The organism is Malonomonas rubra DSM 5091, from assembly GCF_900142125.1.
Lineage (GTDB): Bacteria > Desulfobacterota > Desulfuromonadia > Desulfuromonadales > Geopsychrobacteraceae > Malonomonas > Malonomonas rubra.
In genome coordinates this window covers 265,336-287,249 of sequence record NZ_FQZT01000001.1, presented here as the reverse complement: position 1 = coordinate 287,249, position 21,914 = coordinate 265,336, and the positions used below count along the sequence as shown (strand labels likewise).

Sequence of the window (21,914 nt, the reverse complement as noted above, 5' to 3'; positions counted from 1 at the left end):
TTCTTTACCACCGGCAGTGAATCATCATATTCACTGCCGGTGTCTTATATATGCTGATTCAGAGAGACGACTTTAGAGGAGGATCAGGTGGAACTGACCGGATCGCAGATTTTACTGGAGAGTTTGCAGAAAGAGGGCGTCGATACCGTGTTCGGTTATCCCGGCGGCGCTGTCATCAATATCTATGACGATCTTTTCGATTCGCCGATTGAGCATGTCCTGACTCGGCATGAACAGGCCGCTGTTCATGCTGCTGATGGTTATGCCCGCTGCACCGGCAAGGTCGGCGTGGTGATCGCGACCAGTGGCCCTGGGGCGACCAATACAGTTACCGGTATTGCAACAGCCTACATGGACTCGATTCCGATGGTGGTGATCACCGGCCAGGTTCCGACCCCGTTGATTGGCAACGACGCTTTTCAGGAAGCGGATATGTGCGGTATTACCCGCCCCTGCACAAAACACAACTTCCTTGTGCAGGATATCAAGGATCTGGCACGGACTATCAAGGAGGCCTTCTATATTGCCCGCACTGGGCGTCCAGGCCCGGTTCTGATTGATCTGCCGAAAGACATCCAGGTCACGAAATATAAATTCAAGTATCCGGATAAAGTCAGCTTACGCGGTTATAAACCAACCTATACCGGCAATAAGCGGCAGATCAGTAAAGCCGCCAAAATGCTGCTGGATGCGAAACGCCCGGTTTTCTATGTCGGCGGTGGTATCAACCTGTCAGCCGCTAACGAAGAACTGGTCAAGCTTACCGAAATGACCCAGACCCCGGTGACCACAACCCTGATGGCGATGTCCGGCTTCCCTCAGGACCACGCGTTAGCGCTGGGTATGCTCGGTATGCATGGGACTTTTTACGCCAACATGGCTGTGACCGAATGTGACCTGCTGGTCGCGATCGGTGCCCGTTTTGATGATCGCGTTACCGGTCGTATCGATGCCTTTGCCAAGAAAGCAAAAGTCATCCACATCGATATTGATCCGACCTCGATCAAGAAGAACGTTGCCGTTGATTTGCCGATCGTTGGCGATCTGAAGGATGTTCTCAGCCAGTTGGGAGCTGCCCTGGCTGAAAAGCCGGATGAATTGCAGAAACTGGTCAGTAAAACCACGGAGTGGCGCGAAACGGTCGATGAGTGGAAGCAGAAGCACCCGATGGCTTACAAGCACTCCGAATCAACCATCAAGCCGCAGTTCGTTATTGAGAAGGTTCGCGAGCTGACAGAAGATGACGCCATCATTACCACTGAGGTCGGCCAGCATCAAATGTGGACAGCGCAGTTTTTTCAGTTCCGTCAGCCACGCACATTCCTGACATCCGGAGGACTCGGTACCATGGGTTACGGCCTGCCTGCGGCACTTGGCGCTCAGGTCGCGTACCCTGAGCGGCAGGTGGTCGATATCTCCGGTGACGGGTCTTTCCAGATGAACTCGCAGGAACTGGCGACCCTGGTGCAGTACAAACTGCCGGTGAAAATCGTCATTCTCAACAACAATTATCTCGGTATGGTGCGTCAGTGGCAGCAAATGTTCTTTGATAAGCGCTACAGTCAGACGGTCATGGAACTGCCGATCGATTTCATCAAACTAGCAGAAGCTTACGGCGCTGCGGGTCTTCAATGCGACAAGGTTGGTGATGTTGAGGCGACCATCAAAAAAGCGCTGGAAATCCCGGGACCCGTCCTGATGGAATTCAAGATTTCGCGCGAAGAAAATGTATTGCCGATGGTCCCGGCCGGTAAGGGCATTCACGAAATGGTGCTGGCGTCCTAGCGTCGGTCAGATTTTTTAAGATAGAGAGGATTTTGCAATGAAGCATACAATTTCTGTGTTGGTGGAGAATGAGTTCGGTGTTCTCTCGCGTATTTCCGGTCTGTTTTCCGGACGTGGTTTCAATATAGAGAGTCTGTCGGTGGCACCGACTCTGGAGCCGAATATTTCACGGATGACACTGGTGACCCGTGGCGATGATCGCATTCTGGAGCAGATCAACAAACAGCTGAACAAGCTGATTTCGACCATCAAGGTGGTTGATTTTACCGGCGAGCAATATGTCGAGCGTGAACTGGCTTTGATCAAAGTAACAGCAGAAGCGGATCAGCGCGCCGAAGCGCTGCGGATTGTCGATATTTTCCGCGCCAACGTTGTCGATGTAACACCGAAGTCATACACCGTGCAGATTACCGGCGCGCCGGCCAAAATTGATGGCCTGATTGAGCTGCTGCGGCCGATGGGAATCAAGGAGATCGTTCGTTCCGGCCCGATCGTTATGGGGCGGGGTGCAAAAGGGGTGACCGGTTAGTTTGATCAAGCCAAACGGTTGTTAAGTTGCCGGTGTTTAAGACTTTGCCTCGCGGATAGCTCTGTGTTATAAGTGGCAACCGTTTTGTCACCAAACCTGCTCTGAGGCGACTTTATGACGTGCCGGGCGGGATAAATTTCAGGAGGATTTACACTCATGCAAACAATGCCAGTTTATTATGATAAGGATGCCGATCTCTCCATTATCCAGGGGATGAAGGTTTCTATCATCGGTTATGGCTCCCAGGGCCATGCTCATGCCTGCAACCTGAAGGACTCCGGCGTCGACGTTACTGTCGGCCTGCGTGCTGATTCGTCCTCGGTTGCCAAGGCCGAAGCTCATGGCCTGCAGGTTAAGCCGGTTGCCGAGGCTGTTGCCCAGGCTGACTTGGTGATGATCCTGACTCCGGACGAGTTCCAGTCCCAGCTGTATGCAGAAGAGATCGAGCCGAACCTGAAGCAGGGCGCCACAATGGCTTTCGCGCACGGTTTTGCCATTCACTACAACCAGATTGTGCCGCGCGCTGATCTCGATGTCATCATGATTGCACCGAAAGCTCCTGGTCACACCGTTCGCTCCGAGTTTGTTCGTGGCGGCGGTATTCCTGACCTGATCGCAATTTTCCAGGATGCATCCGGCAAGGCCAAACAGGTTGCCATGTCTTACGCCAGCGGTGTCGGCGGTGGCCGTACCGGCATCATCGAAACCACTTTTAAGGATGAGACCGAAACTGATCTGTTCGGTGAGCAGGCTGTCCTCTGTGGCGGCGCGGTCGAGCTTGTCAAGGCTGGTTTCGAGACCCTGACCGAGGCGGGCTACGCTCCGGAGATGGCTTACTTCGAGTGTCTGCACGAGCTGAAGCTGATCGTCGACCTGATGTACGAAGGTGGCATCGCCAACATGAACTACTCGATCTCTAATAACGCTGAGTACGGCGAATACGTCACCGGTCCGAAAGTGATCAACGACGAAAGCCGCAAGGCGATGAAGGAGTGTCTGGAGAACATCCAGAACGGCGAATACGCCAAGAAATTCATCCTCGAAGGCCAGACCAACTACCCGGAAATGACCGCGCGTCGCCGCCTCAACGCTGCTCACCCGATCGAGCAGGTCGGCGAGAACCTGCGCAGCATGATGCCATGGATTCAGAAGATTGTTGATAAGTCGAAAAACTAATTCGGCTAAACAATTTCATTTGTTTGTGGTAAAAAGGTCGGTCGTTAAACGATTGCCCTTTTTCCTTTTTGCGGGATGAAAAGATGAAAAATCAAAACAAACCGATTGCCGTCGAAGGCTATCCTTTTATAGGACTGTTCGGCTTTGTCACGCTGGTATTTGCCATGATCGGTTGGGGTTTCCTGACCTTCCTGGCCTTGTTGCTCACTCTGTTCACGGTCTATTTTTTCCGCAACCCGGAACGGGTCGTCCCGGAAGGAGATGATCTGGTCATCGCTCCGGCGGATGGAAAAGTCATCTTTGTCGGCGATACGGAAGAACCGCGCTACTTCAAGGAGAGGGTGACCAAGGTCAGCATTTTCATGAATGTCTTCAATGTGCATGTCAACCGTGCGCCCTGCAGCGGCAAAGTGGTCGAAATGTACTATCAGAAGGGCCAGTTCCTCAATGCCTCTCTCGATAAGGCTGCCAAGTGCAATGAACAGGGTGGTATTTTGCTGGAGACGGATAAGGGGAGCCGTATTCTGTTCGTGCAGATTGCCGGACTGGTTGCGCGCCGCATTGTTACTTACCCGGTCATCGGCGATATGCTTAAAACAGGTATGCGTTACGGTCTGATCCGTTTCGGATCACGGGTCGATATCTATTTCCCGAATGGCAGTGACGTGACAATCAGGCTCGGCGAAAAGACTGTCGCCGGCGAAACTGTATTGGGGACACTGCCTTGAATGACGAACCTGTAAACAACGACTGCATGAGAAGCTACAAGCGGGATAACCTGCGCAAGGGGGTTTACCTGCTGCCGAACCTGGTGACCGCCGGCGGGATCTTTGCCGGCTTTTACGCCATTATCGCCACCACAGACGGTAATTTTGCCCGCGCCGCCTGGTTTATCCTGCTGGCCGGTGTTTTCGACGGCCTCGACGGGAAGGTGGCGCGACTGACTGGGACAACCAGCAAGTTTGGTGTCGAGCTCGATTCGTTGGCAGATGTCATCTCTTTCGGCGTTGCACCGGGCGTCCTCATGTATACCTGGGCGCTGCAGCCTTTTGGCAAGCTCGGTTGGCTGGCGGCTTTCCTGTTTGTTATCTGTGGGGCCCTGCGCCTGGCGCGCTTCAACGTCCAGGTGTCAACGGTCGAATCGAAGCGGTTTGTCGGCCTGCCAATTCCTGCGGCGGCGGGAATTGTTGCCACCTGCGTCCTGCTGTTTTACGAATTGGGCGGAACCGGAACGATCAAAAAGGTTTCCGTGGTGATCCTGGTGTTTGCCCTCGCATTTCTGATGGTCAGCAACATCAAGTATTTCTCGCTCAAAGACCCTGAGCTGTTTAAGCGGCAGCCGTTCATGATGCTGGTTGGGGCGATCATGGCTATGATTCTGATCGTCGCCAAGCCTGAAATTATGCTGTTTATCATCGGCATGGTTTACATGATTTCAGGCCCGATCGAAGCGCTCTATCGACGGCGGAAAATAAAATCACAACGGGCGGAGTCGGCAAGCGAGAGCTGATTCAAGCTTAAGACGACAAAACGGGTTGCAGCAGGGGGAGTTGAAAAAGTTCTTTGCTGACAGCCCGTTTTTCTTTTCGGCACCACGCTACCCGGATCGGGTTGAAAGGTGCTATCATCAAAACTTCACTGAATCTATCGGGCTTCATTCCCAATCAGGATAAAATATTATGGCCGCAAATACGAAAGCTCCTGAAGCTATTCACCTTGAAGATTATAAAACCCCCGCCTACTTGGTTGATCAGGTTCAGCTGACTTTTCAGCTGGAACCTTCGGCGACGCTGGTGCGATCTAAATTGCAGATGAGCCGTAACTTAGATCGTACGGAACCGGAACCCTTACGCCTTGATGGCAACAGCATGGAACTGATCAGCGTTGTGCTGGATGGTAAAACCTTGTCGGGCGATAATTACCAGCTTGACGCGGAGGGGGTGACTATTTTTGCGGTCCCGGAAAAGTTCTGTCTGGAGATCGAAACGAAAATTGACCCGGCTGGCAATACCTCCCTGGAAGGGCTTTACCAGTCGAGTGGAAACTTTTGCACCCAGTGCGAGGCGCATGGCTTCCGTAAAATCACCTTTTATCCTGACCGCCCAGACGTGATGGCGAAATTCCGTGTTCGTATTGAGGCGGAGAAGAAATACCCGGTTCTGCTGAGTAACGGTAATCTGATCGCCGAGGGTGAGTTGGAAAACGGTCATCACTATGCTGAGTGGGAAGATCCCTTCCCGAAACCGAGCTACCTGTTTGCACTTGTTGCCGGGGATCTGGTTTGTATCGAGGATAGCTACAAAACCAGATCCGGACGTGATGTGCTGCTGCAGATTTTTGTCGAGGAACGGAACAAGGATTTTTGTGATCACGCCATGCTCTCGTTGAAGAAATCGATGAAGTGGGACGAAGATGTCTTTGATCTGGAGTACGATCTCGATCGCTACATGATCGTCGCTGTTGATGACTTCAATATGGGCGCGATGGAAAACAAGGGTCTGAACGTATTTAATTCCAAGTATGTTCTGGCCCACCCTGAGACAGCGACCGATGCTGATTATCTTGGTGTTGAATCGGTCATTGCTCACGAGTATTTCCATAACTGGACCGGCAACCGGGTGACCTGCCGCGACTGGTTCCAGCTCAGTTTGAAAGAAGGGCTGACGGTCTATCGCGACCAGCAGTTTTCTGCCGATATGAATTCGGCAGCTGTCTGTCGTATCGACGATGTGCGTATCCTGCGTCAACACCAGTTTCCGGAAGATGCCGGACCGATGGCCCACCCGGTGCGCCCCGCCTCCTACGTCGAAATTAACAATTTCTACACAATGACCGTCTATAACAAGGGAGCAGAAGTGATCCGCATGATGCGGACCCTGCTCGGCGAAGAAAAGTTTGTCGATGGTGTCAAGCTCTACCTCAAACGGCACGATGGTGATGCTGCGACCTGCGATGATTTCGTCAGGGCGATGGAGGCCGCTGGCCAGCGCGACCTGTCACAGTTCAAACTTTGGTATTCTCAGGCAGGGACGCCGCAAGTGCTGATCCGCAGTCATTATGATGAACAGGCAAAAAGCCTGCGTCTCGACATGGTGCAGCACTGTCCGCCGACACCTGAAGCGGAGCAGAAGCAACCGTTTCAGATTCCGCTGGCGGTTGGCTTGCTGGCTGCTGATGGCAGCGATATCCCGTTGCAGCTGGAGGGAGAAGATAGTGCGGGAGCAACCACGCGAGTGCTGGAACTCTGTGAAAAAGAGCAGAGTTTTACTTTTATCGGCTTAAAGGAACAACCGATTCTTTCACCCCTTCGCGGCTTTTCGGCGCCGGTTCGACTGAAAGCTGATTTCAGCGACGATGAGCTGGCATTCCGCATGGCACACGACGCTGATTCATTCAATCGCTGGGAAGCGGGGCAGACACTGGCGCTGAAAGAGCTGCTGCGCATGCTGAGTGATCTGGAAGAGGGGCGGCAGTTTGTTCTCAGTCCGAAGTTTATCTGTGCCTGGCGGCATGCGTTGGAGGATCGGCAGGCCGATATGAGTTTACTGACTCAGCTGCTGACACTGCCAAGTGAGCAGTACCTCTCTGATCAGCTAGAGGAATGCAATCCGCAAGCTGTCAGGGAAGTTCGTGACCGTGCCCGCTGGCAACTCGGCAGCGAGTGCCAGGCTGCATTGATGGAGCGTTACCAGGAATGTGCCGATGACGGGGAATACAGTCTTGACCCGCAAGCGGTCGGGCGTCGCAGTCTGCGTAATTTTTGCTTGACGTTGCTGATGGAGCTGCACGATCAGAGGATGACAGATCTCTGCCTGGAGCAATACTATAAGTCGCAGAACATGACGGATCGCCTGGCAGCTTTCGCCGTGATGGTTGATAACCCGGCGCAGGATCGGCTGGCGGTGATAAATGATTTTTACCAGCGCTGGCAGGAGCACCCGCTGCTGATCGATAAGTGGTTCAGCGTACAGGCGATGTCGCACCAGCCGCAAGTATTTGCAGAAGTTGAGCTTCTGTTGCGTCATCCGGCATTCAGTATGAGCAACCCGAACCGTTTCCGTTCTCTGGTTGGAGCTTTTACCCAGAACCTTGGGGCCTTTCACCGTGGTGATGGTGCGGGGTACCGGTTTTTAGCAGATCAGGTTCTACTTCTTGATCAAAAAAACCCGCAGGTTGCAGCGCGGATGGCTGGGCCTTTTACCCGCTGGAAACGGTTGGAGCCGCATCGTCGGGAGTTGATGAAGGCGGAGTTGGTTCGGATGCAGGCAGCGGAGCTGTCAAAAGATCTTTACGAAATTGTCAGTAAAAGCCTGAGTTAGGAGCCCCGCGAGTGCAGCACTATTTAATCGTCGGTTGCGGTGATATCGGCAATAGAGTCGGAAAAATCCTCCTCGAGCAGGGCGCACAGGTTACGGCAACAGCAAAAACCGAAGAACGTGCAAGCGAATTGCAAGAAAAAGGTTTCTCCACCGTTGTCGGGAATTTTGATTATCAGGAAGATGCGCCCAAACTTCCATGCAGCGGGAAGCAAGTGTTTTATTTCATGCCTCCGCAGGGTGGTGGCAAAAGCGACTATCGCATGCTTAATTTCTGTCGCCAGCTTTCACCGGAAAATACACCGAAGAAGCTGGTTTACATCAGCACTAGCGGAGTGTATGGCGACTGTGGCGGTGAGGTGGTGACGGAAGATCGGCCGATCAACCCACAGACAGCAAGAGCGATGCGGCGTGCCAGCGCAGAAAACCAGCTGATGGAGCAAGCGGAAAAGCTTGGTTTCGAACTGGTCATCCTGCGTGTCACGGGAATTTACGGGCCGGGGCGCTTGCCGGTTGCACGCATTGTGCAGGGCCACCCGGTGCTGTTGCCGGAAGATGCCTCTTTTACCAACCGGATTCACGCTTTCGACTTGGTGCAGGTATGCCTGGCAGCGATGGAGCGTGGCGAGCATGGTGATATCTTCAACGTCTGCGACGGTCAGGAGAGCAGCATGACCGATTATTTCCTCGCCGTAGCCGACCTTTATGCGCTGGAAAGACCGAAGCAAATATCGATGGCTCAAGCTGAAAAAGTCATGAATCCGCTGATGCTTTCTTATCAGAAAGAGTCACGGCGGATGTCGAATCGAAAGATGCTGGATAAATTGAATATTACCCTGCAGTTCCCAACCCTGCAGGATGGATTGAAAGTCTGTCGGGAGGAAGAATGATCGGCAAAGTTGCCTCTGCCACCATTAAGCCGGTGGCCGGTTTTACTCGTGGTTTCAGTTACCCGCTACGGGCGGCGAAATTCCTCAGCAAGCGTCCGGGACTGCTGAGATACTTGGCGATCCCATTCGCCATCAATGTGTTGGTGTTTTCCATTTCAGTCTATTACGGACTCGATCTGTTTCAGGGATTGCTGGAAACCTACGCGCCGAATACGGAGGTCTGGTATGGCGCTGCGCTCTATTATCTGGCCTGGACAGTGGCAATGCTGCTGACCAGCGTGGTGGTGTTTTTCACCTTTACCGTGGTTGGTAACTTGATCGCATCACCTTTTAACGAACTGCTGTCAGAGCATGTCGAGGCATTGAAGGTCGGGCGGAAGCCGGACGAGCGGTTCAGCGTTGGCCGTTTCTGGAAAGAAGCGAAGAACTCGATCTTTGTCGAAATCAAGAAAATGTCGGTGTTTATTATCTGCATGGTGCTGCTGCTGGGGATCAACCTGATTCCCGGTGTTGGCTCGATGATTTATGCTGTGCTGGCACCGATGTTCACCCTGTTTTTTCTCGTCGTCGAGTACATGGCTTTTGTCCTGATGCGCAAGCAGCTTACCTTCACCCAGCAGCGTCGTTACATCACGAAACGCCCGGTTCTGATGATTGGTTACGGCTGCGGCATTTTCTGTCTGTTGACGATTCCTTTCGTGCAATTTTTCTGCATCCCGCTGGCGGTTGTCGGTGCAACCCTGCTCTGGTGTGACTTCCCCCGCGAGGCTTCCGAGTGAAACCGCCTCTACTGTTTGTTGCTGTTTTTCTTTTGCTGGGCTCTGTCACCTTTGTTGGTGCGCAGAGCCCATTGCAATTGAATAACAGTGCGGTGGAGTTGTTGGAAGAAGGGCGCTACCTTGAGGGGATAGAGCTGTTGAAAAAAGCGACCTCTACTGCGCCGCATGTGGAGTCCCTGCGTCAGAACCTGGTCAACGCTTACCTTGCTACCGCTGGTTTTTTTCTGCAGCGTCACGAATACGACGAGTTGACTGATTTGATGTACGAGGCCGAGCGTTTCGCTGATAGACGTGAGTGCTGGGTCTTGCGCGGGGTCGGCTTCTATCGGCAAAAACTGTATGACGAGGCAGAGATCGAACTTCAGGAAGCACGTGCGATGGGGGAGCCGGATGCGCAGATCCTCCGTTATCTGGGCGAAATTTTCTATTTCACAGACCGCCTCTATGAAGCGACTGATGTGCTTGAAGCTGCTTCTGAGCTTGCTCCGGACGACAGCGTCTTACAGGACATGCTGGCCAAAGTCCGTCGCGAGTTGTCTGTTGAGCAGGATATGGACAAAACCTACGGAGGACATTTTGTCATCACTTTTGATGGTGAAAAGAATGATGATTTAGGTGACGCTGTACTGGACGTTTTGGAAGAGGCCTATAATGAGCTTGGCTCATGGCTGGCACATTATCCTGAACAGCGTGTTGCCGTACTGCTTTACAGCCGGCAACAGTTTTCCGACCTGACCGGTTCTCCTGACTGGGCCGGGGGGCTTTACGACGGTAAAGTGCGTTTGCCGGTTGGCGGTGTACAGCAGGTCGGCGACTCTGTACGTATGTTGCTCTATCACGAATATATGCATGTGCTATTGCGAGATATTGTCGGTGCGAACCTGCCCGGGTGGTTAAATGAAGGTCTGGCAACTTACGCTGGCGATGAATATCTGCCGCTGCAGACAGATCTGTTGGAGCGGGCCCGGGCAGAAGGGGGGCTGTTCAGCCTGCAGCAACTTGAAGGGACTTTCAGTCGCTTTAATGGTGACGACGTGAAACTGGCCTATCAGCAAAGCCAAGCGATGGTCAGCTACCTGCTCAACGAATATGGCTGGTACCGTTTGCGTGATTACCTCGATGCATTGGCTGCTGGTAACTCTTTTGCAGATGCTTTTGTTTCCGCTTATGGGATCTACGGTTTGACTTACTCTAAGTTTGAAGCTGATTGGCGTGAAAAGGGATAAGCTTGGCTCTTCAAGTTGTTCTTAAGGTGTTTTTTCGTTTTTTATCAATTCAATTTCTTCCTTTAACAGCTCTGCACTCCGCCTGAGGCTGGTCGATTTTTCCAGCAGTCGCGAAACTTCTTTGCTGGCGAGCAGGTCTCTTTGTCCTGCGTGATATTGCTCGGCAACGACTTTCCCCAGCTCGATGTGTAACTGGTCAATTCGCTTCTGCAACGCCTCTAGGTCGATCTTTTTCTGCACCACCTGTTTGTATTGATTGGTGCGAAAGGAAATGTTGTTAAGAGCTGATCCCGCAGTGCGGAAAAGTTTTGTCGATTTTTTTTCATCGTTTTGCATGTGCATCTCCAGCGAGTAAGAGAAAGCGTAAAAGAATTATAGCAACAGTTTCCTGGGAAGAAAGTTGGGAGTAATACAGGCTGGCAGTTGGTGGTTGCTGTGTCTGTCGTTCTACGCTAAACTGCCGTTTTGTTTTTGTTGCCTTGTGCCAAGCCAGATCGGGAGTCTTCAGTATTATGAGTGAACCGGGGAAAACAAAATTTCAGATTGATCTACGCCGCCACCTCCGCGAACAAGAGGTTGATGATAACCTGATCCATCTGATCTGTGAGATTGCGGAAGCTTCCAAGTATATTATTCACTCGATCCGCACCGGTGACCTGGGTGTTGCCGGTACTTCGAACCTGTATGGTGAGCAGCAACTGGCACTCGATGTGCTGGCCGATCGCATCCTGCGCAAGCGGCTCGATCATTCGCGTGTTGTCGCCAACATGATGTCGGAAGAAATGGACGAGATTATCCCGATCTCGCCCGATTGTGACGGCAAGTACTCGGTTGCTTTCGATCCACTTGATGGCTCATCGCTGGTTGATGTCAACCTGGCTGTCGGTACCATTGTTTCGATTTTTGAAGGCTGTGACCTGTTGCAGCCAGGGAATAATCAGGTTGCCGCTATGTACATTCTCTATGGCCCGCGGACGACGCTGGTTTATAGTGTCGGCAACGGGGTGCATGAGTTCGGTATGAACAACCTGATGGAGTACACCCTGCTGCAGGAAAACATCAGGATTGAGCCAAGCGGCAACCTCTATTCTCCAGGTGGCCAGCGTAACAAGTACACTCCGGGCACTGAAGCTTTCGTCACTCATCTCGAAGAGCGGGGAGTCAAGCTGCGCTACAGTGGTGGTTTTGTTCCTGACATTAATCAGGTGTTGCTGAAAGGCAAAGGCATTTTCTTTTACCCGCACCTCAATGATTTACCGAAAGGTAAGCTGCGGTTGCTGTTCGAACTTAATCCGATGGCTTATCTGATTGAGCAAGCCGGCGGTGCCGCTTCAAACGGTCACAAACGGATTCTCGATCTGCAACCAGAGGAAATCCATCAAAGGGCTCCTGTTTTCATCGGCTGTAAAGAGGATGTCAAATTGGCAGAAGAATTTATCGCCAAGATGGAAACGAATCAAAATGAAGAAGAATCAAAAACTCAAGCAAAAAAGAATTCTTCCAAAAAGTAATTAAAGTATTGGATTAAGGCCGGAAGCATTACACTTCCGGCCTTTTCTTCGTATCAATCAGCAAATGCCGGGGGGGACATGCTGCTGATACCTGCGTTGTTATTTGCCACAATTGCTGGCCTGTTGCTGGCGCCATACGCCCAGCTGCCGAAGCCAATAGCGATCGTTGTTTTCGCTTGTGCGCTGTTGTTGGGAGTGTTTCTTAGGCGGCGTCGCTTCGCACTTCTGTTGTTTTTGCTGCCGATATTTTTCCTTCAAGCCAATCTTCGTTATTCGCTTCAGTTTCCTTTGCCATTGCCTGTCGAGACGTTCCTTGAAAATAAGAGCAGGCTGTTGGTGAAGGGGGATCTTCTTTCGGTTCGCCAGTTGACCGATCAGCGCAGTCAGGTCGATCTGGAAATTTTTTCGTTAACTGATCTCGACGGGGCACAACTGCGACCGGAGAGTTGTCGACTGCGACTCTATGTAAACGAGCCTCTGATCGGCTTTCTTCCCGGAGACAAGGTGGCAGTCGAAGCGAAGCTACGTAAACCACGATTGTTTGGCACGCCAGGAGAGTTTCATTGGCCGCGCTATCTGGCAGGACAGGGTATTGCCCTGACCGGGTGGGTGAAAAAGGCGGACCGGATTAAGTTGCTAGGGCGAAGTGACAGGTGGGTTTTGTCTGGGATCACGCAGTGGCGAGAATCTGCTGTGGAAAAATTGGAGCGCTTGACTGATGAAACAGAATCGGTCCTGTTGCGAGCTTTGCTGCTGGGGGAGGGGAAGCTTTTGCCGGACGGGGTTCGCAAGAAACTGGCTGCGGGAGGGATCAGTCACCTGTTTGCAATTTCCGGATTGCACCTCGGTCTGCTTGCTTTGTTCGGTTATCAGCTGCTTCTGACGGTTTATCGCCGCAGCCCGAGATTGATGAACTGGCAGCCACCACAGCGCGTATTGCCGATTCTGTTGCTGCCGCTGCTCTTTCTTTATTTGCTGGTAACAGGTGATGCCGTTTCGACCCGACGTGCGTTTTTTGTCGCGACGTTTGCGGCGTTGTTCTGGCTGTGCAGATACCAGGTAAACCCGCTCCGGCTTTTGATCAGCCTGGCTTTCCTCTCGTTACTCTATAACCCTCTGCTGTTATGGCAAGCTTCCTGGCAGTTGTCATTTGCCGGGGCTGCCGGGATACTGCTGTGGCGGCCTTTGTGGCAAGGCAAAACAGCGACATTGATACCGGTGCTGCACTGGCCGCTGAGGCTTTTGCTGGTCACCGTTTCAGCAACACTGGCAACCCAGTCGCTGGTGCTGGCCAACTTTCACCTGCTTTCGCCCTCCGGCCTGTTGGCAAACCTGTTTGCTGTTCCGCTGGTGTCGTTAATCGCTCTGCCGACCGGTTTGTTGACATTACTTGTTCCGGGGGAAACCTTTCTGCACGAAATGGTCATTTCTTTATCAGCCGGAATTCTGCAGATTATTTTGCTGTTGATCGATTATCTGACTCAGCTCCCGGGCTTAAACGCGCGCTACATTTTTTTGAACATGCGGGAGTACTGGGGGATTGCTTTTCTGCTATTGCTCCCGTTGCTCTGGTGGCAGCTTAAAAATCGCCGACAAAAGCTGTTGATGACAGTTTCATGTTGTTTGCTGGCGGCAGGCTGCCTTTGGCCCCAGCAGAGGTTGAATAATCTGACTCTTTATATGCTGAGTGTTGGTCAGGGAGAGTCGATGCTGCTGGTTAGCCCCGAAGGGCAGTCGATTCTGATCGATGGTGGTGGCTTGTACAGCGACCGATTCGATGTCGGTGAGCGTTTGCTGGCCCCAGCCCTGGGTGAACTGGGAATTGATCGTTTGAGTGCGGTGTTGCTGACACATGATCACCCCGATCATCGCAAAGGGTTGCTTTTTGTTTTGCGCCATTTTCCGGTAGGGCAGTTCTGGTCAGCAGAAGAGGTGGACAACCTGCATCCGGATTTGCAGCGAGTCCTGCGCGAAACAAAGACCCCGGTAGGTAAATTTTCTTCTGGCTGGACACAGGTGCCAGGTTGGATGCAAGAGGGACTGCAGCTTTTTCATGCAAAAGACAGCAAAAACAAAAATAACTCGTCGCTGGTTCTCTACCTGCAAGACAAAAGCGATGGTCTGTTGTTGACAGGAGATCTGGAAAAACAGGGGGTGAATCGCCTGCTGGCTGCCGGTTTGCCCGGACCGGTCAGCTTGTTGAAGCTGCCTCACCACGGCAGCAGGTATTCCAATACTCGGCAGCTGATGCGTGTTACGGAACCTGATATCGCTCTTGTTTCCGCCGGTTATGGCAACAGGTATCGATTCCCGGCGAAAGAACTGGTCGATTTTAGTGCTGAACAAAAGCTGCCACTCTATCGGACAGATACCATGGGAACGATAAAGGCTGAGCTGTCTCATGAGAGATGGAAAGTTACCTGCTGGCGAGATGGGCTTTTTCGTTGACACTGAACAGCTATCGTTGTTTAAATAAAACTCATTATTATAGGGGGCTTATGGTTCCATCCCAATCTACAGTTCTGGTTGTCGATGATGAGCTTTTTTTTCGCAAGCTCTATCAGGACATGCTTTCCGGTGAAGATTGCCGTATTGAAGTCTGTGAAAATGGCGAGAAAGCCATTCAGCGGATGCAAAAAGGTGGCATAGATCTGGTTCTCACCGATATCGTTATGCCAGGTAAGTGTGGCCTTGAAGTTCTGCGCGCTGCTCGACTCCTCCCTGATTCTCCCGAAGTTATTCTGGTGACCGGATATGCCAGCATCGAATCTGCCATTCAGGCGCTGAAAAGTGGTGCCCGTGACTATCTGGTCAAGCCTTTTGATCCGGACGAGTTGAAACATCTTGTGCGGACATGCCTTGAACAACGCCGCCTGCTGGCAGAGAACAGACATCTCAAATCCCAGATAGAACTTTATCAGTCCGGTCAATCAATATCCTCTTTGATCGATTTGAATCGTCTGTTGCCGCAAGCTGTTGATGCTTTGCTGAGGCTGGTTGGTGCAACACGTGGTTGTGCTTTTCTTTGCAAAGACGGAGCAGAGGCGCAGGTCTCAGTTCTACGTAATTTGCGCGACGATAATTGCCACCAGTTCGTCAAGGAGCTGCTGCCGCAATTAAAAAATTACCTGAGTTTCAGCAGCCTGCGAGAATCAGGACTGTCGGCAGGACAGATAAAAAGCCGCGACAGCTACCTGTTGCCTCTGGCAGAAGCGGGTGTCGTTAAAGGGGGCTTGCTGCTTGTAGATGTGCCGGATGGCCTTGAAGGCAGGGCGCCTGTGGCCGACTTGCACTACCTGTGCGAGCAGATTGCGCTCGGATTTGAAAATGCCTGTCGGTTTGAAGATGCTCAGGAGCTGATGTACACCGATGATTTGACCGGGCTGTATAATCATCGTTACATGCAGGTTGCTCTTGAGCAGGAAATCCGCCGCTCGCAAAGATATGGTCTGCAGTTTTCACTGCTTTTTCTCGACCTTGACCACTTCAAGGACATTAACGATCAGTATGGTCATCTCGCAGGTAGTGCGGCGTTGCAGGAAGTTGGCCAGTTGCTGCGCGGCTGCGTTCGTGATGTTGATACTCTGTTCAGGTTTGGTGGTGACGAGTTTGCTGCGATGCTGGTCGAGACAGATGGACGTACTGCCAATATCGTTGCAGAGCGGATCCGTAAAACAATTGAAGAACATGTTTTCCTGGCCACGCAGGAGCTTGATTCTCGCCTTACTGTGACCGCCGGGTACGCAACTTTTCCGACAGATGCAGTGGAGAAGGATGCGCTGCTCGATCTGGCCGATCGGGCGATGTATGCCGGCAAAGATCAGCGCAATGTCGTTCACGGGGTTGAAAGTCTGGACGACTGATCATATACCGCAAACCTTTCCTTTTATTTTGTTCCTCCTGCCGCTAAATTTCTTCGATTGTTATTCTCTCTTTTCGTTCGTGGGAAAATAGGTTATCGTGTCGGGCTTGTGTGAGCAGTCTGCGCCTTTTTGCGCGCTTCAGGTGACATGTAAGAGGATCAGTTTGTGAGTATTACGGCAATTAAAGGGATGAACGATATTTTGCCAGGCGAAATTGAAACCTGGCAGTTTCTGGAAACAACCGCACGGCAGGTTTTCGGAGCCTATGGTTTCTCCGAAATCAGGACTCCGGCAGTGGAAAAAACCGAACTGTTCTGTCGTTCGATCGGTGAGACGACCGATATCGTTGAAAAAGAGATGTACACTTTCGACGATAAAAGTAGTAATTCGCTGACGCTGCGCCCGGAAGGGACCGCACCGGTGATGCGCTCCTTTATCCAGAATAAACTGCATACTTTAGATCCGGTTTCCAAGCTTTATTACACCGGACCGATGTTTCGTTATGAGCGTCCGCAGAAAGGCCGCTATCGCCAATTTCACCAGATCGGCGCCGAGGTGCTGGGGGTGGAGGATGCGAAGATCGACGCCCAGGTCCTGGCGATGCTGCACCAGTATTTCCAAGAGATCGGCATCCAGTCGGTTTCATTACAGGTTAACTCGCTTGGTTGTCCCGAATGTCGTCCGGCCTATCGGCAGCAGTTGATTGACTATCTTGAAGAGCGTCTCGACCGTTTGTGTGATGACTGCAAACGTCGCTACCAGACCAACCCCTTGCGCGTACTTGATTGCAAAGTTGCAGGCTGCAAAGAAGCAACTGTTGACGCACCGGCCATGCTTGAGCATCTTTGTAACGGCTGTGACGAACATTTCACTACGGTCAAAAGACACCTGAACGCACTGGAAATTCCTTTTGCTGTGAATTCTCGGATGGTGCGTGGTCTGGATTATTATGTTCGTACCACCTTCGAAATGGTAACCGATCAGCTTGGTTCACAGAATGCTGTTGCCGCTGGTGGTCGCTACGACGGTTTGGTTGAAAGCCTTGGTGGCCCTGCTTTGCCAGGGATCGGTTTTGCCATAGGCGTCGAACGTCTGGTGCTGATGAAGGGGGATGAGAAGGTCGCTCCTGAAGTTCCGAAGCTCTTTATTGCAGCCCTCGGTGCAAAGGCACAGGATGAAGCGTTTCTGCTGATGAGCCGATTGCAGGCTGCAGGTGTTCGAGCCGAGATGGATTATCAGGGGAAAAGCTTAAAAGCGCAGATGCGGCGCGCAAACAAGTTGAATGCGGAATACACCTTGATTTTGGGTGAGGATGAACTGAACGCAGGTTGTGCCCAGTTGAAAAATATGGCTGATAGCAGTCAGCAGGAAGTTGCTTTAACCCAGTTGGCTGAGGTGCTGGCAACCGCTGGCTGAAGCGGCGAAAAGCCAGGTATGTTAAGAATGATATCCGGTTGATGAGTTGTCCTTGACCGGTGCAAGGGTGGTTTTTATAATCATCGCTTGCCGATTCACATAATAGAAAAAGCAAGATCGGAACCGATTTGGAGGAACTGCTTTGAACGATAAACTAGGAAACTGGAAAAGAACGCATCGTTGCGGTGACCTGACCGCTGAAAATATCGGCCAGGACGTCTGTGTCATGGGTTGGGTTCAGCGGCGCCGTGATCACGGTGGGCTGATTTTTATCGACTTGCGCGATCGTGAAGGGATCGTCCAGTTGGCACTTGATCCGGATCGTGACCTCGCCTCGTTGCAGAAGGCGGAGCAAGTGCGTAATGAATTCGTGCTGGCGGCCAAGGGCAAGGTTTCTCCACGCCCCGAGGGTACTGTCAACCCGAAGATGAAGACCGGCGAAGTCGAAATCGAGATCAGCGAGTTGAAGATCCTCAATCGTTCAGAGACTCCTCCGTTCATGCTGGATGAATTTACTGAGGTTGCCGAGAATATCCGCCTGAAGTATCGTTATCTTGACCTGCGACGCCCGGCGTTGCAGAGCAACCTGCTGCTGCGGCACCTGGTAGCCAAAACCGTGCGCAATTATCTCGACGGACAGGGCTTTATTGAAGTCGAAACACCGGTTTTGACTAAGAGTACTCCGGAGGGTGCGCGCGATTACTTGGTGCCGAGCCGGGTCAATACCGGCAACTTCTATGCTCTTCCGCAGTCTCCGCAACTGTTCAAACAGCTGTTGATGGTATCCGGCTTTGATCGCTACTTCCAGATCGTCAAGTGTTTCCGGGATGAAGACCTGCGGGCTGACCGCCAGCCGGAATTCACTCAGATCGACTGTGAGCTTAGCTACGTCAATAAAGACGATGTCATGGGTGTGATGGAGGGGATGATCGCGACCATCTTCAAGGAGGCGATTGGCGTTGATGTCCAGCTGCCGATGCCGCGCCTTTCTTATGCTGAGGCGATGGAGCGGTTCGGGGTTGATAACCCGGATATGCGTTTCGGTATGGAACTGATTACTATCACTGATCTGGTTGCTGGTTCTGATTTCAAAGTGTTTGCCGATGTTGCTGCCAGCGGTGGGTTGGTCAAGGCTGTTAACGCCAAGGGCTGTGCAACCTTCTCGCGTAAAGAACTGGACGACCTGACTGATTTCGTCAAGATCTACGGTGCTAAAGGTTTGGCATGGGTCAAGGTGAACGAGGACGGTTGGCAGTCCCCGATTGCCAAGTTCTTTAAAGAGGACGAGCTGAAGGCGCTCAACGAGAAATTGGGTGCAGAGGTCGGTGACCTGTTGCTGTTTATGGCCGATAAGCCGTCGATTGCCAATGAAGCTCTTGGCCGCTTGCGTGGACATCTTGGCCAAAAACTTGGCCTGGCCGACAAGCAGAATTATAAGTTCGCCTGGATTACCGACTTCCCGCTGTTTGAGTACGATGAGGATGAAAAGCGTCACGTTGCCGTGCATCATCCATTTACCTCGCCGCTGGAAGAAGATATCCCGCTGCTCGATACAGATCCGGGGCAGGTGCGGGCGCAGGCCTATGACCTGGTGCTTAACGGCTCAGAGGTTGGAGGAGGTAGTATCCGTATCCATGACCAATCAGTCCAGTCGCGGATGTTTGAGCTTCTTGGTATCGATGAGGAAGAACAGCGCGAAAAGTTTGGCTTCCTGCTTGATGCTCTCAGCTTTGGAGCGCCGCCTCATGGTGGTATCGCTTTTGGTCTCGATCGCCTGATGATGATTTTGACCGGCGCTGATTCGATCCGCGACGTTATTGCTTTCCCGAAAACCCAGAAGGCAACGTGCCTGTTGTCTGAGGCGCCGAGTGAGGCAACTGAAAAGCAACTGCAGGAGCTTGGTATCCGTTTGCGGGCGCGTCAGAAATAAGTTTATTTAGCATGACCCGGTGTTTATGTTGAAAACGAAATCGCTGAAAAAGCATCTGCTTTTGCTGGTCGTTGGGCTGCTCATACTGGCAGGCTGTGCGAAACCGCCAGTTGCAGAATTGGAGGATGCGCGCAGCGTTGTGGCCTACGCATATGCTTCTGGTGCGTCTCAGCATGCTCCAAACGTCTATTTGCTAGCTGATGAGGCATTGAAAAAAGCGGAAGCTTTAATGCAGCAAAGAGAATATGAGTCTGCATCTGAGTCGTTGCAACATGCTCGTCATTACTCGCAGAAAGCGTTGGCTCTGACAGTCGAACGGAAAAAGCAGCTCGAACAAGAGCGGTTGGCGAAGTTGGCGGAAGAAAAGCAGCTGGCTGAAGAACTCAGGCAGGCTGAGCTGTTGCGGAAAAAGCAGGAACGTGAAGCCCGTGAAAAAGCTCTGACTGAAAAAAAGCCTGAGCCACCGGTTGAGCCGGAAGCTGTCAAGCCAAAATTGCTGGATAAGGTTGTTGTTGGGGGCGCGGAAAACCTGATGATGATTGCGGCTAGGGAAGAAGTTTACGAAGATGGTATGCTGTGGCCGTTGATTTACAAAGCGAACAGAGATCAAATCAAGGATCCGAAAGAAATTTTTCCCGGTCAGGAGCTGGTTATTCCCCGGGATAAGAGTGAAGAAGAAATTGAGGCTGCAAGACGTGAAGCAGAGGAGTTGAAGCTGTTCTGAGTTGCAGCAAGTTGAAGCTTGAAGAAACTAAAAGCGTTTATTCGGTTGGTTGTTTAACCTTACAAAGACAATCAGGTGATAAGCGCTTTTTGTATTTGAATAATAAGGTTTGGTTTTGTCAAAACAGGAAAATGAAAAACCATTAAAAAACGGTCAATTAGCCTGCCTCGATCGATTTTTAAGATAAATTATCAGGTGCTGTAGAAAGGTTCTTGACAGGTAAAAATTGTTTGTATACTGTATACACCGCAATCTACTGTGAATAGCATAAAGTTAAACAGGGTTATTTCCATGCCTGCCATTTGAGGTAGGCGAAATTATCTTTAAAGGAGAGAGAGAATGGCTAGACCTAAGATTTCGTTGATCGGTGGTGGACAGATTGGTGGCGTACTTGCTCAACTTTGCGCACTGCGTGAGCTGGGTGATGTTGTTATGTTCGACATCGTCGAAAATATGCCTCAGGGCAAGACCCTCGATATCGCCGAGGCCTCCCCTGTTGACGGTTTTGACGTAAGCGTTACCGGTACCAACGATTACAAAGACATCGCTGGTTCCGACGTTGTTATCGTTACCGCCGGTCTGCCGCGTAAGCCGGGCATGAGCCGTGATGATCTGATCGAAGTTAACTCCAAGATCATGACTTCGGTATCCGAAGGTATTCGTGACAACGCTCCAGATGCATTCGTCATCATCATCTCCAACCCGCTCGACGCTATGGTTACCCTCTGCCAGAAAATTACTGGGTTCCCATCTGAGCGCGTTTGTGGTCAGGCTGGTGTCCTTGACTCCTCTCGTTTCGCTGCTTTCATTGCATGGGAGCTGGGCGTATCGGTTAAAGACGTTACCGCTATTACTCTGGGTGGCCACGGTGATACCATGGTTCCTCTCGTTCGCTACGCATCTGTTGCTGGTATCCCGGTTATGGAACTGCTGGAGCAGAAGTACGGTGATGCTGCCAAAGCTCAGGAAGTTATGACTGCTATGGTTGAGCGCACCAAGGCTGCTGGTGGCGAAGTTGTCAAGCTGCTCGGTAACGGTTCCGCTTTCTACAGCCCGGCTTCTTCGGCTGTTGCTATGGCTGAGTCTTTCCTCAAAGATCAGAAGCGCGTTCTGCCGACTTGTGCATTGCTCGACGGCCAGTATGGCGTTGATAACTTCTACGTCGGTGTACACTGCGTCATTGGCGCTGGTGGTATCGAGAAAATCCTTGAACTGAAGCTTGATGAAACTGAGCAAGCTCTGATGGATAATTCTGTCGCTGCTGTTAAAGAACTCGTCGGTAGCATGAACCTCTAAACGGTTTTCCGAACTGGTTCGATCCAGAAGGGCAGCCAATCGGCTGCCCTTCTTCTTAACTGTAAATATTCGAAAATTCGAATTAAGGAAGTCTGATTTCGTCCGGCTCGTCAAAGGCGAATCACTCAAGCCAAAGCGGTAATTTGTTCCTGTATACATTTTAACTGGCGCGGGTCCGCCGCTTGTGTTAGGATTCCGCCGCTTTGGTAAGCTGTTCTATTAATTAAGCAGCAAATTACGTGTAAAGGAGAAAGACGCTAATGAGCGCGAAAGCGGAAATCGAGATCATCGAAAGGTACTGTAAGGGTTGCGCAATCTGCGCAGAATTCTGCCCTACTAAAGTTCTGGAGATGGACGCATTTGTTGTCAAGGTCGCCAATGCTGATGCATGTATCGCATGTAACCAGTGCGAATTGCGCTGCCCTGATTTCGCAATTAAAGTTCACAAGCTGTAAGACGCTATAGGAGGTCGT

18 protein-coding genes are annotated in these 21,914 nt (G+C 51.6%); 17 read left to right on the top strand and 1 reads right to left on the bottom strand.

Annotated elements, in window-relative coordinates:
* The first annotated feature begins 87 nt into the window (after positions 1-87).
* The 9 genes from ilvB (at position 88) to BUB13_RS01235 (ending at position 10,701) form a co-directional block, all read left to right on the top strand.
* Complete coding sequence (gene ilvB / locus BUB13_RS01275) at positions 88-1,785, top strand: biosynthetic-type acetolactate synthase large subunit (RefSeq protein ID WP_072904936.1); 1,698 nt, start codon at positions 88-90, stop codon at positions 1,783-1,785.
* A gap of 37 nt (positions 1,786-1,822) precedes the next feature.
* Positions 1,823-2,314 (top strand): acetolactate synthase small subunit, encoded by a 492-nt coding sequence (gene ilvN, locus BUB13_RS01270; protein WP_072904935.1) that lies wholly within the window; start codon positions 1,823-1,825, stop codon positions 2,312-2,314.
* A gap of 165 nt (positions 2,315-2,479) precedes the next feature.
* Positions 2,480-3,490: a ketol-acid reductoisomerase gene (gene ilvC, locus BUB13_RS01265; RefSeq protein WP_072905327.1), complete on the top strand. Its 1,011-nt coding sequence runs from the start codon at positions 2,480-2,482 to the stop codon at positions 3,488-3,490.
* Positions 3,491-3,573: 83 nt separating this feature from the next.
* A complete protein-coding gene (locus BUB13_RS01260; RefSeq protein WP_072904934.1) occupies positions 3,574-4,218 on the top strand; it encodes a phosphatidylserine decarboxylase family protein in 645 nt (214 codons plus the stop codon).
* 26 nt (positions 4,219-4,244) lie between these two features.
* Positions 4,245-5,000, top strand: a complete 756-nt coding sequence (gene pssA / locus BUB13_RS01255) for a CDP-diacylglycerol--serine O-phosphatidyltransferase (RefSeq protein WP_072904933.1) — start codon at positions 4,245-4,247, stop codon at positions 4,998-5,000.
* Positions 5,001-5,169: 169 nt separating this feature from the next.
* Complete coding sequence (gene pepN, locus BUB13_RS01250; protein ID WP_072904932.1) at positions 5,170-7,809, top strand: aminopeptidase N; 2,640 nt, start codon at positions 5,170-5,172, stop codon at positions 7,807-7,809.
* Between the two features lie 11 nt (positions 7,810-7,820).
* The gene (locus BUB13_RS01245; RefSeq protein WP_072904931.1) at positions 7,821-8,696 is read left to right on the top strand and encodes an SDR family oxidoreductase; all 876 of its coding nucleotides are present in this window, start codon (positions 7,821-7,823) and stop codon (positions 8,694-8,696) included.
* On the top strand, positions 8,693-9,475 hold the full coding sequence (locus BUB13_RS01240; RefSeq protein WP_072904930.1) for an EI24 domain-containing protein: 783 nt from the start codon (positions 8,693-8,695) through the stop codon (positions 9,473-9,475). Before BUB13_RS01245 ends, BUB13_RS01240 begins: the two co-directional genes overlap by 4 nt.
* The gene (locus BUB13_RS01235; RefSeq protein ID WP_072904929.1) at positions 9,472-10,701 is read left to right on the top strand and encodes a peptidase MA family metallohydrolase; all 1,230 of its coding nucleotides are present in this window, start codon (positions 9,472-9,474) and stop codon (positions 10,699-10,701) included. The genes BUB13_RS01240 and BUB13_RS01235 overlap by 4 nt, the downstream gene beginning before the upstream one ends.
* Before the next feature lie 21 nt (positions 10,702-10,722).
* Here the strand turns inward: BUB13_RS01235 and BUB13_RS01230 are convergent, their stop codons facing one another.
* Positions 10,723-11,037 carry a hypothetical protein gene (locus BUB13_RS01230; protein ID WP_072904928.1) on the bottom strand — a complete coding sequence of 105 codons (315 nt, stop codon included), beginning with the start codon at positions 11,035-11,037 and terminating at the stop codon, positions 10,723-10,725.
* Between the two features lie 176 nt (positions 11,038-11,213).
* On the opposite strand from BUB13_RS01230, the gene BUB13_RS01225 reads away from it, so the two are divergent.
* The 8 genes from BUB13_RS01225 to BUB13_RS01190 all read left to right on the top strand — a co-directional run bounded on the left by BUB13_RS01225 (position 11,214) and on the right by BUB13_RS01190 (position 21,896).
* On the top strand, positions 11,214-12,212 hold the full coding sequence (locus tag BUB13_RS01225; RefSeq protein WP_084091644.1) for a class 1 fructose-bisphosphatase: 999 nt from the start codon (positions 11,214-11,216) through the stop codon (positions 12,210-12,212).
* A 78-nt stretch (positions 12,213-12,290) separates the two neighbouring features.
* Entirely contained in the window at positions 12,291-14,660 is a 2,370-nt protein-coding gene (locus BUB13_RS01220) for a DNA internalization-related competence protein ComEC/Rec2 (RefSeq protein WP_072904927.1), read from the top strand.
* 50 nt (positions 14,661-14,710) lie between these two features.
* The gene (locus tag BUB13_RS01215; protein WP_072904926.1) at positions 14,711-16,075 is read left to right on the top strand and encodes a GGDEF domain-containing response regulator; all 1,365 of its coding nucleotides are present in this window, start codon (positions 14,711-14,713) and stop codon (positions 16,073-16,075) included.
* Positions 16,076-16,264: 189 nt separating this feature from the next.
* Positions 16,265-17,491 (top strand): histidine--tRNA ligase, encoded by a 1,227-nt coding sequence (gene hisS, locus BUB13_RS01210; protein WP_244151827.1) that lies wholly within the window; start codon positions 16,265-16,267, stop codon positions 17,489-17,491.
* Between the two features lie 142 nt (positions 17,492-17,633).
* A complete protein-coding gene (gene aspS / locus BUB13_RS01205; RefSeq protein ID WP_072904924.1) occupies positions 17,634-19,421 on the top strand; it encodes an aspartate--tRNA ligase in 1,788 nt (595 codons plus the stop codon).
* 25 nt (positions 19,422-19,446) lie between these two features.
* Entirely contained in the window at positions 19,447-20,145 is a 699-nt protein-coding gene (locus BUB13_RS01200; RefSeq protein WP_072904923.1) for a LysM peptidoglycan-binding domain-containing protein, read from the top strand.
* Between the two features lie 339 nt (positions 20,146-20,484).
* Complete coding sequence (gene mdh / locus BUB13_RS01195; RefSeq protein ID WP_072904922.1) at positions 20,485-21,441, top strand: malate dehydrogenase; 957 nt, start codon at positions 20,485-20,487, stop codon at positions 21,439-21,441.
* Between the two features lie 260 nt (positions 21,442-21,701).
* Positions 21,702-21,896 (top strand): 4Fe-4S binding protein, encoded by a 195-nt coding sequence (locus tag BUB13_RS01190; protein ID WP_072904921.1) that lies wholly within the window; start codon positions 21,702-21,704, stop codon positions 21,894-21,896.
* The last annotated feature ends 18 nt before the right edge of the window (positions 21,897-21,914 follow it).